Origin of the sequence: Prauserella oleivorans, assembly GCF_042685745.1 — a bacterium.
Lineage (GTDB): Bacteria > Actinomycetota > Actinomycetes > Mycobacteriales > Pseudonocardiaceae > Prauserella_A > Prauserella_A oleivorans.
This window is the reverse complement of record NZ_JBHUNT010000001.1, coordinates 210,102-224,860: the sequence shown is the minus strand read 5'-3', so window position 1 is coordinate 224,860 and position 14,759 is coordinate 210,102. Positions and strand designations below refer to the sequence as shown.

General features: G+C 70.2%; 13 protein-coding genes and 2 tRNA genes. 10 read left to right on the top strand and 5 right to left on the bottom strand.

Going from position 1 to position 14,759, the window contains the following annotated elements; all coding sequences use genetic code 11:
* The first annotated feature begins 55 nt into the window (after positions 1 to 55).
* A complete protein-coding gene (gene fdhA, locus ACFSZT_RS01080; RefSeq protein ID WP_377387324.1) occupies positions 56 to 1,270 on the top strand; it encodes a formaldehyde dehydrogenase, glutathione-independent in 1,215 nt (404 codons plus the stop codon).
* A 91-nt stretch (positions 1,271 to 1,361) separates the two neighbouring features.
* Complete coding sequence (locus ACFSZT_RS01075) at positions 1,362 to 2,072, top strand: tyrosine-protein phosphatase (protein WP_377387321.1); 711 nt, start codon at positions 1,362 to 1,364, stop codon at positions 2,070 to 2,072.
* 84 nt (positions 2,073 to 2,156) lie between these two features.
* On the opposite strand, the gene ACFSZT_RS01070 is transcribed toward ACFSZT_RS01075, so the two are convergent.
* The 3 genes from ACFSZT_RS01070 to ACFSZT_RS01060 form a co-directional block, all read right to left on the bottom strand.
* A complete protein-coding gene (locus ACFSZT_RS01070) occupies positions 2,157 to 2,648 on the bottom strand; it encodes a DUF309 domain-containing protein (RefSeq protein ID WP_377387318.1) in 492 nt (163 codons plus the stop codon).
* 18 nt (positions 2,649 to 2,666) lie between these two features.
* Positions 2,667 to 4,430: an aa3-type cytochrome oxidase subunit I gene (gene ctaD / locus ACFSZT_RS01065; RefSeq protein WP_377387315.1), complete on the bottom strand. Its 1,764-nt coding sequence runs from the start codon at positions 4,428 to 4,430 to the stop codon at positions 2,667 to 2,669.
* 124 nt (positions 4,431 to 4,554) lie between these two features.
* Positions 4,555 to 4,797 carry a DUF2630 family protein gene (locus tag ACFSZT_RS01060; protein WP_377387312.1) on the bottom strand — a complete coding sequence of 81 codons (243 nt, stop codon included), beginning with the start codon at positions 4,795 to 4,797 and terminating at the stop codon, positions 4,555 to 4,557.
* A 140-nt stretch (positions 4,798 to 4,937) separates the two neighbouring features.
* Here ACFSZT_RS01060 and ACFSZT_RS01055 point away from each other — a divergent pair, with 140 nt between their 5' ends.
* Positions 4,938 to 5,588, top strand: a complete 651-nt coding sequence (locus ACFSZT_RS01055; protein ID WP_377387309.1) for a DedA family protein — start codon at positions 4,938 to 4,940, stop codon at positions 5,586 to 5,588.
* 60 nt (positions 5,589 to 5,648) lie between these two features.
* Here the strand turns inward: ACFSZT_RS01055 and lon are convergent, their stop codons facing one another.
* Together lon and ACFSZT_RS01045 are read right to left on the bottom strand one after the other, a co-directional pair.
* Positions 5,649 to 8,054: an endopeptidase La gene (gene lon / locus ACFSZT_RS01050; RefSeq protein ID WP_377387306.1), complete on the bottom strand. Its 2,406-nt coding sequence runs from the start codon at positions 8,052 to 8,054 to the stop codon at positions 5,649 to 5,651.
* A 102-nt stretch (positions 8,055 to 8,156) separates the two neighbouring features.
* A complete protein-coding gene (locus ACFSZT_RS01045) occupies positions 8,157 to 9,086 on the bottom strand; it encodes a GNAT family N-acetyltransferase (RefSeq protein ID WP_377387303.1) in 930 nt (309 codons plus the stop codon).
* 271 nt (positions 9,087 to 9,357) lie between these two features.
* Here ACFSZT_RS01045 and ACFSZT_RS01040 point away from each other — a divergent pair, with 271 nt between their 5' ends.
* From ACFSZT_RS01040 to ACFSZT_RS01010, 7 genes are all read left to right on the top strand, one after another.
* On the top strand, positions 9,358 to 11,994 hold the full coding sequence (locus ACFSZT_RS01040; protein WP_377387301.1) for a putative bifunctional diguanylate cyclase/phosphodiesterase: 2,637 nt from the start codon (positions 9,358 to 9,360) through the stop codon (positions 11,992 to 11,994).
* Between the two features lie 74 nt (positions 11,995 to 12,068).
* Positions 12,069 to 12,141: transfer RNA gene (locus ACFSZT_RS01035), tRNA-Thr, on the top strand.
* 140 nt (positions 12,142 to 12,281) lie between these two features.
* Positions 12,282 to 12,355: transfer RNA gene (locus ACFSZT_RS01030), tRNA-Met, on the top strand.
* Between the two features lie 52 nt (positions 12,356 to 12,407).
* On the top strand, positions 12,408 to 12,575 hold the full coding sequence (gene rpmG, locus ACFSZT_RS01025) for a 50S ribosomal protein L33 (protein ID WP_377387298.1): 168 nt from the start codon (positions 12,408 to 12,410) through the stop codon (positions 12,573 to 12,575).
* Between the two features lie 158 nt (positions 12,576 to 12,733).
* The gene (locus ACFSZT_RS01020) at positions 12,734 to 13,825 is read left to right on the top strand and encodes a S1 family peptidase (protein ID WP_377387295.1); all 1,092 of its coding nucleotides are present in this window, start codon (positions 12,734 to 12,736) and stop codon (positions 13,823 to 13,825) included.
* 85 nt (positions 13,826 to 13,910) lie between these two features.
* Positions 13,911 to 14,360, top strand: coding sequence for a MaoC family dehydratase N-terminal domain-containing protein (locus ACFSZT_RS01015; RefSeq protein WP_377387292.1), 450 nt, complete (start codon positions 13,911 to 13,913; stop codon positions 14,358 to 14,360).
* Positions 14,357 to 14,758 (top strand): MaoC/PaaZ C-terminal domain-containing protein, encoded by a 402-nt coding sequence (locus ACFSZT_RS01010; RefSeq protein ID WP_377387289.1) that lies wholly within the window; start codon positions 14,357 to 14,359, stop codon positions 14,756 to 14,758. Before ACFSZT_RS01015 ends, ACFSZT_RS01010 begins: the two co-directional genes overlap by 4 nt.
* Position 14,759 lies beyond the last annotated feature (1 nt).

Genomic DNA, 14,759 nt, shown 5'->3' with positions numbered 1-14,759 from the left:
GTTGCAGAGACGCTCGCGTAATGCGAAACCGGCGATCAGACAAAGGGGTTTGGCCATGCCGGATAACCACGTTGTCGTCTACAAAGGCCCGGGGGAAGTCAGCGTCGAGTCGATCGATTACCCGAAACTCGAGCTTCCTCATGACGTCGTCGAAGGATTGGGCCTGCCGCAGAAGGCGCCCCACGCGGCGATTCTGAAAATCGTTACCACCAATATTTGCGGCAGCGACCAGCACATGGTGCGTGGCCGCACGACCGCACCGGTCGGGCAGACACTCGGCCACGAAATCACCGGCGAGGTCGTCGAAACCGGAGACGACGTGCTCTTCGTCAAGGAGGGCGACATCTGCTCGGTGCCGTTCAACATCGCCTGCGGGCGCTGCCGCATGTGCAATGAGGGCAAGACCGGCATCTGCCTCAACGTCAACCCGGCCCGGCCCGGCGCGGCGTACGGCTATGTCGACATGGGCGGCTGGATCGGCGGCCAGGCCGAGTACGTGATGGTGCCCTATGCCGACTTCAACCTGCTGAAGTTCCCCGACCGCGACCAGGCACTGGAGAAGATCCTCGACCTGACCATGCTGTCGGACATCTTCCCGACCGGCTACCACGGCGCCTTCACCGCCGGGGTGACCACCGGATCCACCGTGTACGTCGCCGGTGCCGGGCCCGTCGGGCTCGCCGCGGCCCACGCCGCGCAGTTGCTCGGCGCGTCCGTGGTGATCGTCGGGGACATGATTCCGGAACGGCTCGAGCAGGCGCGCAGCTTCGGCTGTGAGACGGTCGACCTCCGCGAGGACGCCGAACTGACCGACATGATCGAGCAGATCACCGGCGAGCCCGAGGTGGACGCCGCAGTCGACGCGGTCGGCTTCGAGGCGCGCGGGCACGGCCGGGATGCCGGTGAGCAACCTGCCACGGTGCTCAACGACATCATGACCATCGCCAGGGCGGGTGCCTCGCTCGGTATTCCGGGGCTGTACGTCACCGGCGACCCGGGTGCCAAGGACGAGAACGCCAAGATCGGTCAGCTCGGGGTGCGGATCGGTCTCGGCTGGGCGAAGTCGCACTCGTTCACCACCGGCCAATGCCCGGTGAAGCGGTACAACCGGCTGCTGATGAACATGATTCTCAACGGCAGGGCGCAGATCGCCAAGGCCGTCAACGCCACGGTAATTCCGCTCAACGAAGCCCCGCAGGGATATCAGGACTTCGACCGCGGTGCCGCGCGGAAGTTCGTCCTCGATCCACACGGGATGGTCAGGGCGTAACGGCGTGCCCAGGGCGGCGCCCGGCCTCGGCAGGCCGGGCGCCGCCGTCGCGCCGGTGCAACGGTCCGCGCTCCCGTGCGTCCACAGTGGTATGAACCGCGACCTGGACTGGGACGGCAGCCACAACGCGCGTGACCTGGGCGGCCTGCCCGTTGCCGGCGGCGGCACGACCCGCTGGGGTGCTGTGGTGCGCTCCGAGGCGCCGCAGCGGCTGACCGGGGAAGGCTGGGCAGCGCTGTGGGACCACGGTGTGCGCACCATCGTCGACCTGCGCAACGACGACGAACGGGAGGGCGAGGCCGGGGCGGTCCCGGACAGCCTGGACGTCGTGCACGCTCCACTCGATCCGGTGGGTGACGATTTCTGGGCCCACTATCGCGACACGGGCCTGCATGCCACCCCACTCTGTTACCGTCCCATCCTCGACCGGCGGCCGGACCTGGTCGTCGCGGCGGCCGCCGCGGTCGCGCGCGCGAAGCCGGGCGGGGTGCTCGTGCACTGCGCTGGCGGCCGCGACCGGACCGGACTGCTCGTGTTGCTCCTGTTGCGCCTGGCCGGTGTGCCCGCCGAGGTCGTCGCCGACGACTACGAGCGCAGCGTCATCCGGCAGCGCCCGCTCTGGTCCGCGCTCGGCTGGCCCGACGAGGCTCCGCTGATCGCCGATCTGCTCGCGACTCACGGGACGACGGCCCGTGCCGCCCTTCTTGAGGTGGCCGAGAAGCTCGACGCGGAGGCCTACCTGTTCGGCCACGGACTCGTGCCCGCCGAGGTGGCTGCCCTGCGTGCGCGGCTGCGTGGTTGATCGCTCCACAAGCCGTGCCGCCCGGCGTCACCGGCGGTGTCTGCCGTTCCGGTAGCCGTGGCCGCCGTCCGGGCGCCCGAACCCTCAGCGCAGCTTCGGGGCGATGTCGGCGGCGGAGGGCGGAGTGCTGTGCCCCCTGTGCCCCCGGTGCCCGCCCAGACCGGCCGCCAAGGTCCGGGCCCAGTCGAGCAACCCGGCGATGTCGATGCCGTGTGGCGGCGTGGCCGCGTAGCCCTCGATGTTGTCCGCGCCCCGCCTCAGCAGCGCCGCCGCCCCGGTCGGGTTGCCGCGCGCGGCATGCGTGACGCCGACGGCGAGCTGAGCCAGCCCGCGCCACAGCTCCCGCTCGTCGTCCGGGCCTGACTTCCACGCGTCCTCGAGCACCTCGTGGGCATGGAACGGCTTGCCCTCGTCGAGCAGGCGCTGTGCCTCGCGCACGGTCTCGTCGGGTGTGCGCACCACGCCCTCGGGCGCCCGTTCGACGCCCGGCGAGCCGTACGGCAACGGCCTGCCGAGCCCGTCTCTCGGCCGCGCGTTGCGGGCGCGGCCCTCCTCATCACGGTCGCGGTCAGCCACGGGCCGAGTGTCGCATCCTCAGCCGGTCTCGCCCTTGATGGCGTCCGACGCCTTCTTCTCCGGCGGTTGCGGTGAGGAATCCTGAGGTTTCGTTCTGCCGGTGAGCGTGATGTGCCCCTCGCTGTGCAGCCGCTCGATCATGTGCGGGTAGTGCAGCTCGAACGCCGGTCGCTCCGACCGGATGCGCGGCAGCTCGGTGAAGTTGTGCCGGGGCGGCGGGCAGGTCGTGGCCCATTCGAGCGAGTTGCCGTAGCCCCACGGGTCGTCCACCGTCACCGGCTCGCCGAAGCGCCAACTGCGCATCAGGTTCCACACGAACGGCAGCATCGACAGCCCGAGGACGAACGCGCCGATCGACGACACCATGTTCAGCGGCGTGAACTGGTCGCCGGGCAGGTAGTCGGCGTAGCGCCGCGGCATGCCCATGTCGCCGAGCCAGTGCTGCACGAGGAACGTGGTGTGGAAGCCGATGAACGTCAGCCAGAAATGCAGCTTCGCCAGCGGCTCGTTCATCATCCGGCCCGTGAACTTCGGGAACCAGAAGTAGATGCCGGCGAACGTGGCGAACACGATCGTCCCGAACAACACGTAGTGGAAGTGCGCCACCACGAAGTAGCTGTCGTGGATGTGGAAGTCCAGCGGCGGCGCGGCCAGGATGATGCCGGTGAGCCCGCCGAGCAGGAATGTCACCAGGAACCCCAGCGACCACAGCATCGGGCTCTCCAGGGTGATTTGACCCTTCCACATGGTGCCGATCCAGTTGAAGAACTTGATCCCGGTGGGCACGGCGATCATGAACGTCAGGAACGAGAAGAACGGCAGCAGCACCGCGCCCGTGGCGAACATGTGGTGGGCCCACACCACGAACGACAACGCCGTGATGCCCATCGTCGCGAACACCATCAGCCGATAGCCGAACAACGGTTTCCGGCTGAACACCGGAATGATCTCGGTGATGATCCCGAAGAACGGCAACGCGACGATGTAGACCTCGGGATGGCCGAAGAACCAGAACAGATGCTGGTACAGGATCGCGCCGCCGTTGGCCGGGTCGAAGGCGTGCGCGCCGAGTTGCCGGTCGGCCAGCAGGGCGAACAGGGCGGCCGTCAGGATCGGGAACGCGGCCAGGATCAGCACGCTGGTGAACAGGATGTTCCACGTGAAGATCGGCATCCGCCACATCGTCATGCCCGGCGCGCGCAGGCAGACGATCGTGGTGATCATGTTGACGGCACCGAGGATGGTGCCCAGACCGGACACGGCCAGCCCCGTGATCCACAGGTCCCCGCCGATTCCCTGGGAGTACTCGGCCCGGGACAGCGGGGCGTAGGCCGTCCAGCCGAAGTCCGCGCCGCCGCCGGGAGTGAGGAACGAGCTCAGCACGATCAGCCCGCCGAAGAGGAACAGCCAGTACGAGAAGGCGTTCAGGCGGGGGAACGCGACGTCGGGCGAGCCGATCTGCAGCGGCAGGACGAGGTTGGCGAAGGCGAACAGGATCGGCGTCGCGTACAGCAGCAGCATCACCGTGCCGTGCATGGTGAACAGCTGGTTGTACTGCTCCTGGGACAAGAACTGCAGGCCGGGGCGTGCCAGCTCGCCGCGGATGAGCAGGGCCATCAGGCCGCCCGCCATGAAGAACGCCAGCGACGTGCCCATGTACAGCAGCCCGATCACCTTGTGATCGGTCGTCCTCGCCAGGCTCAGCAGGGTCTGCCCGCGCTTGCCACGAGGCGGTGCCGAGAACTGGATTCGGGTCGGTCGCAAACCGGTCTGGGTGTCCAACGGTGCACCTCCACCGCAGCGGTGCGGGCTCGAGCTCCTCGTGCTGCCCTGCGCGAGGAGGTCCGGAAATCACGGTAGTCCGAGCGCAGGTGCCCCGCATCCCCTCGGCAGGTCCTGCGCGTGGTCACTGCCGATACGACTCCACCTCGCCGGCCGGGCGGACCTCCGCGTTGTCGGGGTTGTCGCCGAACTCGGCGAGCGCCCGGCGCTGCCGCAGCAGATCCCAGCACTGGTCGAGCTGCTGTTGGATCTCCCGCAACCGGCTGCGGGCGTCGTCGTCGAGGCCGCTGCCGGTCGCGCGTGAGCGCAGGTCGCGCTCCTCGGCGATCAGTGCGTCGATGCGGGCGATGGTGTCCTGCTCAGCCATGGGTTGGTCTCCTTTCGTCACCGGCCGTCCGCGGCGTACCACGTTTCGGGTGGCGGTAAGCCCGTGCGGCGATGCCGTCTCCACCGATCCACCCGGCCGTGCTTGGCGGAGGCTCACCGGGGGTGCGTTACTGTCGGCGCATGATTCGGCAGCTGGCGCAGGAGAACAGCGAGGAGCTCGGAGGGCTCGCCGGTTGGGCGGTCGACCTCATGGAGGCCCTCGGCGGGCCGGGGGCGGCGATCACCGTCGGCCTCGACAACATCTTCCCGCCGATCCCGAGCGAGCTCGTCCTGCCGCTGGCCGGATTCACCGCCGCACAGGGCACGTTCACGCTGCTCGGCGCCCTGCTGTGGACCACGGTTGGTTCCGTGGTCGGTGCGCTGATCGTCTACTACCTCGGCCGCCTGCTCGGCCGGGAACGCACGCGCTGGCTGATCAGCAAGGTGCCGCTGATGAAGGCCGACGACTTCGACGTGGCCGAGAAGTGGTTCGCCAAACACGGCACCAAGGCGGTGTTCTTCGGGCGCATGGTGCCGCTGGTCCGGAGTTTCATCTCGCTGCCCGCGGGCATCGAGAAGATGGCGTTCTGGAAGTTCCTCGTTCTGACCACGCTCGGCAGCCTGATCTGGAACTCGATCTTCGTCGTCGCCGGTTACCTGCTCGGCGCCAACTGGCACGTCGTCGAGGAGTACGCGGGCGTCTTCCAGATCATCGTGATCGTGGCCGTGGTCATCGCGGTCGGCCTGTTCGTCTACAAGCGCCTGCGGTCCCGCAACCGCACGGCCGCCTGACCCCGTACCCGGGACACACGGCCCACCCGGCGCCTGCAGTCGGGTGGGCCGTGTGCGTTCTCAGGCCGCCGTGGCCAGGGCGGCGTGGTCGCGGGCGGCCGGTTCGAGCGCCACGTCGAGCACCTCACGGACGTCGGTGACGGCGTGGACGTCCAGCTCGGCGCGGATGTCGGCGGGCACGTCGTCGAGGTCCGGCTCGTTGCGCTTCGGGATGACGACCGTCCGCAGGCCGGCGCGGTGCGCGGCGAGCAGCTTCTGCTTCACCCCGCCGATCGGCAACACGCGGCCGGTCAGCGACACCTCGCCGGTCATCGCGACATCCGCCCGCACCGGCCTGCCGGACAGCAGCGACGCGAGCGCCGTCGTCATCGTGACGCCGGCCGACGGACCGTCCTTGGGTACCGCGCCCGCCGGTACGTGCAGGTGCACGCCGCGTTCGGCGAGGTCGCCCACCGGAAGTTCCAGCTCGGCACCGTGCGAGCGCAGGTACGACAACGCGATCTGTGCCGACTCCTTCATGACGTCACCGAGCTGGCCGGTGAGCGTGAGCCCGGTGCCACCTGTCTCGGCGTCCGCCAGCGACGCCTCGACGTAGAGCACGTCCCCGCCCGCGCCGGTCACCGCGAGACCGGTCGCCACGCCGGGGATGGCGGTGCGCTGCTCGCCGGCGGGCAGCGCCCACTCCGGCACGTGCCGGGGCCTGCCCAGGTAGCCGCCCAGATCATCGGCGTCGACGTGCACCGGCAGGTCCGCCTCGCCGAGCGCGACCCGCGTGGTGACCTTGCGCAGCACCTTGGCGAGTGTGCGGTTGAGCTCGCGCACGCCGGCTTCGCGGGTGTACTCCGTGGCGATCCGGCGCAGTGCCGCGTCGGTGACCTCCACGTCGCCGGGGGACAGCCCGGCGCGCTCCAGTTCCCGAGGCAGCAGGTGGTCGCGGCCGATGACGACTTTCTCGTGCTCGGTGTAGCCGTCCAGCGACACGAGCTCCATCCGGTCGAGCAGCGGTCCCGGGATGGTCTCCAGCGCGTTGGCGGTGGCGAGGAAGACGACGTCGGAGAGGTCCAGCTCGACCTCGAGGTAGTGGTCGCGGAACGTGTGGTTCTGTTCCGGGTCCAGCACCTCGAGCAGCGCGGCGGTGGGGTCGCCCCGGTAGTCGGCGCCCACCTTGTCGACCTCGTCCAGCAGCACCACCGGGTTCATCGACCCGGCCTCCGAGATCGCCCGGACGATCCGGCCGGGCAGCGCGCCGACGTAGGTGCGCCGGTGGCCGCGGATCTCGGCCTCGTCGCGCACGCCGCCGAGCGCCACCCGGACGAAGTTGCGGCCCATGGCCTTGGCCACCGACTCGCCCAGCGACGTCTTGCCGACACCGGGCGGGCCGACCAGCGCCAGCACGGCGCCGGAGTGCCGGCCACCGACCGTGCTCTCGGCACGCCGCCTGCGCACGGCCAGGTACTCGACGATCCGTTCCTTCACGTCGTCCAGGCCGGCGTGATCGGCGTCGAGGACCTCCCGCGCGCCCGCGATGTCGTGCACGTCGGTGGTGCGGACGCGCCACGGCAGCTCGAGTACCGTGTCGAGCCACGTCCGGATCCAGCCGGACTCCGGCGACTGCTCGGACGCGCGTTCGAGCTTGTCCACCTCGGCCAGCGCGGCCTTGCGGACGTGCTCGGGCAGGTCGGCGGCCTCCACCTTGGCGCGGTAGTCGTCGTCCGCACCGCTCCCGTCGAGCTCGCCGAGCTCCTTGCGGATGGCCTCCAGCTGCCGGCGCAGCAGGAACTCCTTCTGCTGCTTCTCCATGCCCTGCTCGACGTCCTTGCGGATCTCCTCGCTGACCTCGAGCTCGGCGAGGTAGGCGCGGGCCGAGTCGAGGGCCGTCTCCAGCCGGGCGGTGACGTCGAGGGTGCGCAGCAGGTCGAGTTTCTGCTCGGCGCGCAGGTACGGGGCGTTGCCGGCGAGGTCGGCGATGGCCGACGGGTCGTCGAGCCGCTGCACGGCGTCGATCATCCGGTCGTTGCCACGCTCGCGCAGGAGTGCGATGACGACGGACTTGAACTCGGCGGCCAGCTCGCGTGCGCGGTCGTCGGGCGCCGGCTCGTCGGCGGGCTCGGCGCGCACCCAGCGGGCGTCTCCTGGGCCCTCGGCGGTCTCGCCGACCCGGGCCCGCCGGGTGCCGCGCAGCAGCGCGGCCTCGCCGCCGCCGGGAAGCCTGCCGACCCGCTCGACGGTGGCGACCGTGCCCATGTCGGCGAGCTCGCCGTCGATGCGCGGCACGATCAGCAGCTCTGGCTTGCCGGTCTGGATCGAGCGGATGCCGGGCAGCGTCGTGGAGCCGGGTGTCCTGGCCTGTGCGGACTCGACGGCGGCGCGGGTCTCCGCCGCCGTGAGTTCGAACGGGGCGACCATGCCCGGCAGCACGACGTCGGCGTCCAGTGGAAGCAGGGGAAGGAGCTGTGGTTGTGTCATCAAGGCGCTCCCGTTCTGGTTGAGTACACCTGACTCAACTTTGTGGAGCGCCGCCGAATTCCACCGGTGTGTTCGCTGCCGGCGATCAGGGAGCCGGTGCCGTCAGCCGATGGCGGGCCGCCGGTACCACGACGACCAGAGCGGGCGGTAGCCCTGCGCGTACCAGAACGGCGTCGACCGTGGGTTCGCCTGCGCGTGGTGCAGCAGCACTGCCTCGACCCCCGCCTCGTCGAACAGCTGGTGCGCGTGCGCCGCGAGGGCCGACCCGACCCCGGTGCTGCGCGCCTCCTCGGCGACGTGCAACGAGGCGAGATACCCGACCCGGTCCGCCGTCACGTACTCGCTGACCCACTTCGCCGCGGGCGGCAGCTGCACTTCCACGAAGCCCAGCGGCCTGCCGTACAGCTCGGCGATCCACAGCGACGGGGTGGCGGAGTCGGCGTCGGCGAGCAGGTCGCGGGTCTCGGTGGTGACGAGGTCGTGCTCGTCCGGCCGCGTGGTGACCACGCCGAACTGCGCGTCATAGCTATGCAGCTCCTGCCGGAGCCGGACGAGTGTCGGCAGGTCGGCGGCCTCGGCGTGCCGGATACGGACGCCGGGCACCGCAGGCGGGCCCGCGCCGAGCCGGTCTGCGGGCCGCACGGCCAACACCCTGGTGGGCGCGAAGCCGCGGCGCAGCAGCTCGGAGGTGCCGACGGTGTCGCGGCTCGGCCGCGTCACCACGGCGGCGCTGTCCCAGTCGACCGCTTCGGCCTCGGCGAGGTGCTCGTCCCACCGCGCGAGCAGAGCCGAGAGCGTGGCGGAGGGGTCCGTGCCCGCGAGCCGTACGTCGAGGCGGTACTCCACCAGCGGCCGCCACAGCGCTGCCGGGGTGCCGGTACGGACCACGGAGCGGGTGGCGAGGGCGAGCCCGTCCCGGGCGCGCAGTGGCGTGCCGGCCTGCCCGTCGGTCCACAGGCGAGGTCTGGGGATCAGCGCGTCGGCGCCGGAGAGCCGTCTGGCGTGCTCGGCGGCGATGGCGTCGATGTCCATGCGTTCATCCAACCGCAAGCGCTATGAGCTATGTCACGCAGGTCGCGACGGCATGCGACCGCTCTGGCCCATTGTCGACTACAGGCGGCGACATCTCCCACTCGAGAATCACTCGCATCGAGGGTCGCATATCACCGCGTTGGTGCTCCGTTAACCCTGCGGTGATCTGCGGGTGCTCGAATCAGGCACTTGATACGCCCTCCGGGGTACAGTAATGCCTCGTTCGCGGACCGGCCTTCGAAGGGGCGGGCGTGACGGAAGGGGAGGTTGCATGCCGGACGCACACCAAGGATCCGCCGGGTCCGGTGCGGCAGCAGCCGATACGCCCGCTCCCAGGCAGGGTGCGCCGGTGTCCGCCGAGGCACGCGCCGACGAGCGCCGGTTCCGCCTCTACACCGCGGTCGTCCTCGCCGTCGGCGTGCTGGCCGTCGCGACGGTCTCCTCCTGGCTTCCGTTCGAAGGTTCGGTCCACCTGTGGTGGATCGGACCACTGCTGGCCCTCGCCTTCCTCGGCGCCGAACAGCTCGGGGTCAACGTCGACGTCCGCAGCGGAATCTCCTGGACCATTTCCTTCACGGAGATCCCGCTCGTCATCGGTTTCTTCGTCGCCCCGTTCGAGGTCGTCCTCGCCGCGCACGTCGTCGCCGGCGTCACCACGCTGCTCGCCCGGAAGGTCACCGGGCGCGTCCTCTACAACGCCGGCGCCTTCCTCATCGAGGTCACCAGTGCCTTCGCCGTGGCCGGTCTGGTCAAGCAGGTCCTCGGTGGTCCAGAGGACATGCCGTGGCTGGCCGCGCTCGCCGGCACCCTCACCGCACCGCTGGCCAGCACCTTGCTGGCGATGGCGGCCGTGCGCGTGCTGCGCAGGCGGATGCGGGTCGGGACCGTGCTGCGGCTGGCCGGCCGCATCCTCGTGGTCGGCTTCGTCAACGCCTCCGCCGGGCTCACCGGCTACCTCGTCATCTCCAAGACGCCCGACGCCTGGCCGATCGTTCTCGCCGTCAGTCTCGGGCTGGTCGCGCTGTACTGGGCCTACTCCGACCTGCTGCGCGAGCAGCGCGACATGGAGGCGCTCTCCGACGTCAGCCTCATGGTCGCCCGGTCGGATCATCAGGCGGCCGCCCGGCCCGCGGCCCGCGCGGGCGAGCTCGACCTCGGGGTCGACTTCGGCGAGTGGAGCGGGATCGCCGAGCGGATCAAGGACCAGCTCGCCGCGGCCCGGGTCGTGCTGCGGCTGCGGCTGGAGCCGGATCAGCCGATGCGCGAGGTGGTCGTGGGTGAGGAGCTGCCCGACGGCAGGCTGCGCCCCGATGACCCGTTCCTGCGCCTGCCCGGCGCGCACGTGCGGCACCTGCGCATCACCGAGGCCAACCCGGAGGTGCGGGGCGCGCTGTCCGACCGGGGCGCCCAGGAGGCGCTGGTCGTCCCGCTGCGCAGCGCCAACCAGCTGCTCGGCGTGGTGGAGGCACACGACCGGCTCTCCCGCTGGCGCGGGTTCGGCAAGTACGACGTGCAACTCCTCGGCACCATGGCCAGCCACCTCGCCACCGCCCTGGACAACCGGCGATTGCTGGCCACGCTCCGGCACGACGCCTACCACGATCCGCTGACCGGCCTGCTGAACCGGCCCGGGTTCCGGCAGATCGCCGCCGAGCCGCTCCGCGATCGCGAGCAGTCCGTGGTGCTGCGGGTCGATCTGGACGTCTTCTCCACCGTCAGCGACGCGCTCGGCTACGCCTGGGCGGACCGGATGGTGGTCGCCGCGGGCAAGCGCATCCGGGACGTGCTCGGCCCCGAGGTGCCGCTGGCGCGGCTGGAGGGTGCCTCGTTCGCCGCCCTGCTCGTGGACCACTCGGTCGAGCAGGCCCACGAGGTCGCCGAGCGGCTGCGCGCCGAGGCGTCCGAGCCCTACCTCGTCGACCGGCTCACCGTGGAGGCCAACGCCATGGTCGGCTACGCCTCGACCGCGGTGGAGGAGCACGAGGAACTCGACGTCGACGGCCTGCTGCAACGCGCCGACATGGCGGTGCGGGCCACGCGCGGCGGCGAGGAGGTTCGCGGCTACGTCCCCAGCATGGGCCAGATCTTCCTGCGCCGGTTCCAGATGGTCACGCAGTTCCGCCAGGCCCTCGAGGACGGCCAGGTCAGCGTCCACTACCAGCCGAAGGTGTCGCTGCCGGGCAAGCACGTGGTGGGCGTCGAGGCGCTGGTGCGCTGGCAGCATCCCGAGTTCGGCCGGGTCGATCCGGACGAGTTCGTGCCCGCCGTGGAGGCCGCGGGACTGGTCGGCGCGCTGACGTCGTTCGTCCTGGACAAGGCGCTCGACCGCGTGCGGCGCTGGCTCGACGAGGGGCTGGAGATCTCGGTCGCCGTCAACCTCTCGGTGCGCAATCTCGCCGACGAGGAGTTCCCCGCCAAGGTCGCCGCGGCGCTGGGCCGGTTCGACGTTCCGCCCGAACTGCTGACCTTCGAGCTCACCGAGTCCGGCGTGATGGCCGACCCCCAGCGCGCATTGCCGATCCTGCGCGAGCTGCACGGCCTCGGCATCGTGCTGGCCGTCGACGACTTCGGCACCGGCTACTCGTCGCTGGCCTACCTGCGCCAGCTGCCCGTCGACCAGGTGAAGATCGACAAGAGCTTCGTGCTCGGCATGGGCACCGACCTCGGAGACCTCGCCGTCGTCCGCTCGATCGTCGAACTGGGCCACTCGCTGGGCCTCACCGTCGTCGCCGAGGGCGTCGAGGACGACGTGGCGCGCGACCAGCTGGAGGCGATGGGCTGCGATGTCGCCCAGGGTTACCTGATCTCGCGGCCGCTGTCGGAGGAGCGGCTGGAGGCATGGCTGCAGGCCCGGACCGCGCGCTCGCTCGGCCACCGGTCCGAGACGGTGCTGACCCTGCTGACCTGAGCTTTCGCAACAGGGGGACCCCCTTTCGGAGGCGGCCGCGGGCTCAGGTACTCTATTCGAGGCTCGTTGAGCAGGCCCCTTTAGCTCAGTCGGCAGAGCGTCTCCATGGTAAGGAGAAGGTCTACGGTTCGATTCCGTAAAGGGGCTCGCGATTGGGAGTGGTCTCCCTGTGGAGAGCACAGGGCATGATCGCTCGCTGATCACTTGTGGGGGTGGACCCCACACCCCACCCGGGGGCTCTGCCCCCGGACCCCCGGCTGCGGCCGGCGGGTAAGGTTGATGGGCAGGGCGGGGTAGCTCAGGTGGTTAGAGCACACGGCTCATAATCGTGGTGTCGCGGGTTCAAGTCCCGCCCCCGCTACTCGAACGACGGCCACGGCGGTGGCCCACCGAGCGTTGAAAGAGGTAAAACCGTGGCTTCTTCCACCGACGTGCGTCCGAAGATCACGCTTGCGTGCGAAGAGTGCAAGCACCGCAACTACATCACCAAGAAGAACCGGCGCAACGACCCGGACCGCCTGGAGATGAAGAAGTTCTGCCCGAACTGCGGTACGCACCGTACGCACAAGGAGACCCGCTGATCAGGCTTTCCGGAAGAGCCGCCCCCGGCTGACGGGGGCGGCTTTTTTGTTGCGCCGAACAGGTCGGGTTGGAAAGAACCCGACTAACGGTGGTACCGGCCAACTCGCACCGACGTCACTCTGTCGAGTGACCAACCCTGCGAAAGTGAGTTGCCGGTATGAACCTCACGTCCAAGACCGCAATCACCGCGGCCACCAGCGCGCTCGCGCTGGGTCTGCTCGCACCGTCAGTGGCGTCCGCGACGAGCCTCGAGGGCTACTCGGCCGACGTGGCGCACGAGGCCATCGCCACCCTCACCGCCGAACGTGGCATCACCGACACGGCCGCCGCGAACATCCTGCGCACCCAGCAGGCGAGCGCGTCGACGCTGACCGAGCTCACCACCACGCTCGGCGACGAGCAGGCGGGCGGCTACCTCGACGCCCGAGGGCTGCCCGTCGTCAACGTGCTGACCGCCGCCGCGGCCGAGCGCGCCGAGCAGGCGGGTGCGACGGCGAAACTGGTCACCCGCAGCGTGGAAGACCTCGACGCCGCCCGCGCCACGCTCGAGGCGTTGCCGGGCGTGCCGCATACCTCCATCGGGCTCGATCCCGAGCGCAACCAGGTCGTGCTGACCGTCGCCGAGGCCGCCGCCGACGACGCCGCGGCCGCCCTGGAGTCGGCGGCGCGGCGGCTGGGCGACGCCGTGCGTGTCGAACACGTGCCGGGCGGCATGCACAAGGCCATCTACAACGGCGAGGCGATCACCGGCGGAGGCAGCCGCTGCTCCGCCGGGTTCAACACCAACGACGGCTCGCAGAACTACATCATCGACGCCGGCCACTGCACCGGAGCCGTGTCGGAATGGAACGTCGGGCCGTCGGTGGACGCGAGCTTCCCCGGCAACGACTACGGCCTGATCCAGAACACCACCGGCAGCGCGCCCGGCGAGGTCTCCCTCTACGACGGCACCACGCAGCCCATCACGTCGGCCGCGGACGCCACCGTCGGCCAGCAGATTTGCAAGAGCGGCTCGACCACCGGCTTGACCTGCGGCACGGTGCAGGCCGTCGACGTCACGGTGAACTACGCCGAGGGCGCGGTGCACGAGCTCGTCCAGACGTCGGCGCCGGTGGACTCCGGCGACTCGGGAGGCTGCCTGTTCTCGGGCAGCGTCGGCCTGGGCATCACGTCCGGCATGGGTGGCGGCAGCTCGTACTTCCAGCCGGTGACCGAGGCCCTGAGCGCCTACGGCCTGTCCCTGAACTGATCGACGCGGCTACGGAAAGGCCCCCGGCGAACGTCGATCACAGCGGCGTTCCCGGGGGTCTGACCGCGCCGGTAATGTGCGGAGCGTGCCACTGGATCCGTCATTCATCGGCCGCAGTTACCCGCCCGAGGACACCTACGAGGTGAGCCGGGCGAAGATCGCCGAGTTCGCCGACGCGATCGGCGACCCCAACCCGCTCTACCGGGACATCGAGGCCGCCAAGGCCGCGGGCTACCCGGACGTGATCGCTCCGCCGACGTTCCTCACGATCATCAACCTCGCGTCGATCAACGTCATCGTCTCCGACCCGGAGCTTGGACTGGACTACTCGCGCATGGTGCACGGCGATCAGCGGTTCGTTCACCACCGCCCGGTGCACGCGGGGGACCGCCTGCAGCTCACCACGCACATCGACGACATCTTCGTCCGGGCGGGCAACGACTTCCTCGGCGTCCACGCCGACATCACCACCGTCGACGGGGAACCGGTGTGCACGACCCACGCCCAGCTGGTCGTCCGGGGGGAGCAGGCATGAACGTCGGAGACGAACTGCCCGCGCTGTCGGTGCGGGTGACCCGGGAACAGCTGGTGCGCTACGCGGGCGCCTCGCTGGACTTCAACCCGATCCATTGGAACGAGCGCTTCGCCACGAGCGTGGGCCTGCCGAACGTCATCGCGCACGGCATGCTCACGATGGCGCTGGGCGGCCGCATGGTCACCGACTGGCTCGGCGACCCCGGCCGGCTGCTCGAGTACGGCGTGCGGTTCACCCGGCCGGTCGTCGTCCCCGACGACGACGAGGGCGCGCTCGTCGAGTTCACCGGCAAGATCGGCGCGGTCGGCGACGACGGTACGGCCCGCGTCGACATCACGGCGAAGTTCGAGGGCAAGACGGTGCTGGGCAAGGCTCAGGCCGTGGTGCGCACCGGCTGAG

Coding starts and splice junctions, on each gene's coding strand:
- ACFSZT_RS01075 (WP_377387321.1), top strand. CDS start 1,362: ATGAACCGCGACCTGGACTGGGACGGCAGCCACAACGCGCGTGACCTG.
- fdhA (WP_377387324.1), top strand. CDS start 56: ATGCCGGATAACCACGTTGTCGTCTACAAAGGCCCGGGGGAAGTCAGC.
- ACFSZT_RS01045 (WP_377387303.1), bottom strand. CDS start 9,086: ATGGACATCGACGCCATCGCCGCCGAGCACGCCAGACGGCTCTCCGGC.
- ACFSZT_RS01055 (WP_377387309.1), top strand. CDS start 4,938: ATGATTCGGCAGCTGGCGCAGGAGAACAGCGAGGAGCTCGGAGGGCTC.
- lon (WP_377387306.1), bottom strand. CDS start 8,054: ATGACACAACCACAGCTCCTTCCCCTGCTTCCACTGGACGCCGACGTC.
- ACFSZT_RS01020 (WP_377387295.1), top strand. CDS start 12,734: ATGAACCTCACGTCCAAGACCGCAATCACCGCGGCCACCAGCGCGCTC.
- ACFSZT_RS01060 (WP_377387312.1), bottom strand. CDS start 4,797: ATGGCTGAGCAGGACACCATCGCCCGCATCGACGCACTGATCGCCGAG.
- ACFSZT_RS01010 (WP_377387289.1), top strand. CDS start 14,357: ATGAACGTCGGAGACGAACTGCCCGCGCTGTCGGTGCGGGTGACCCGG.
- ACFSZT_RS01040 (WP_377387301.1), top strand. CDS start 9,358: ATGCCGGACGCACACCAAGGATCCGCCGGGTCCGGTGCGGCAGCAGCC.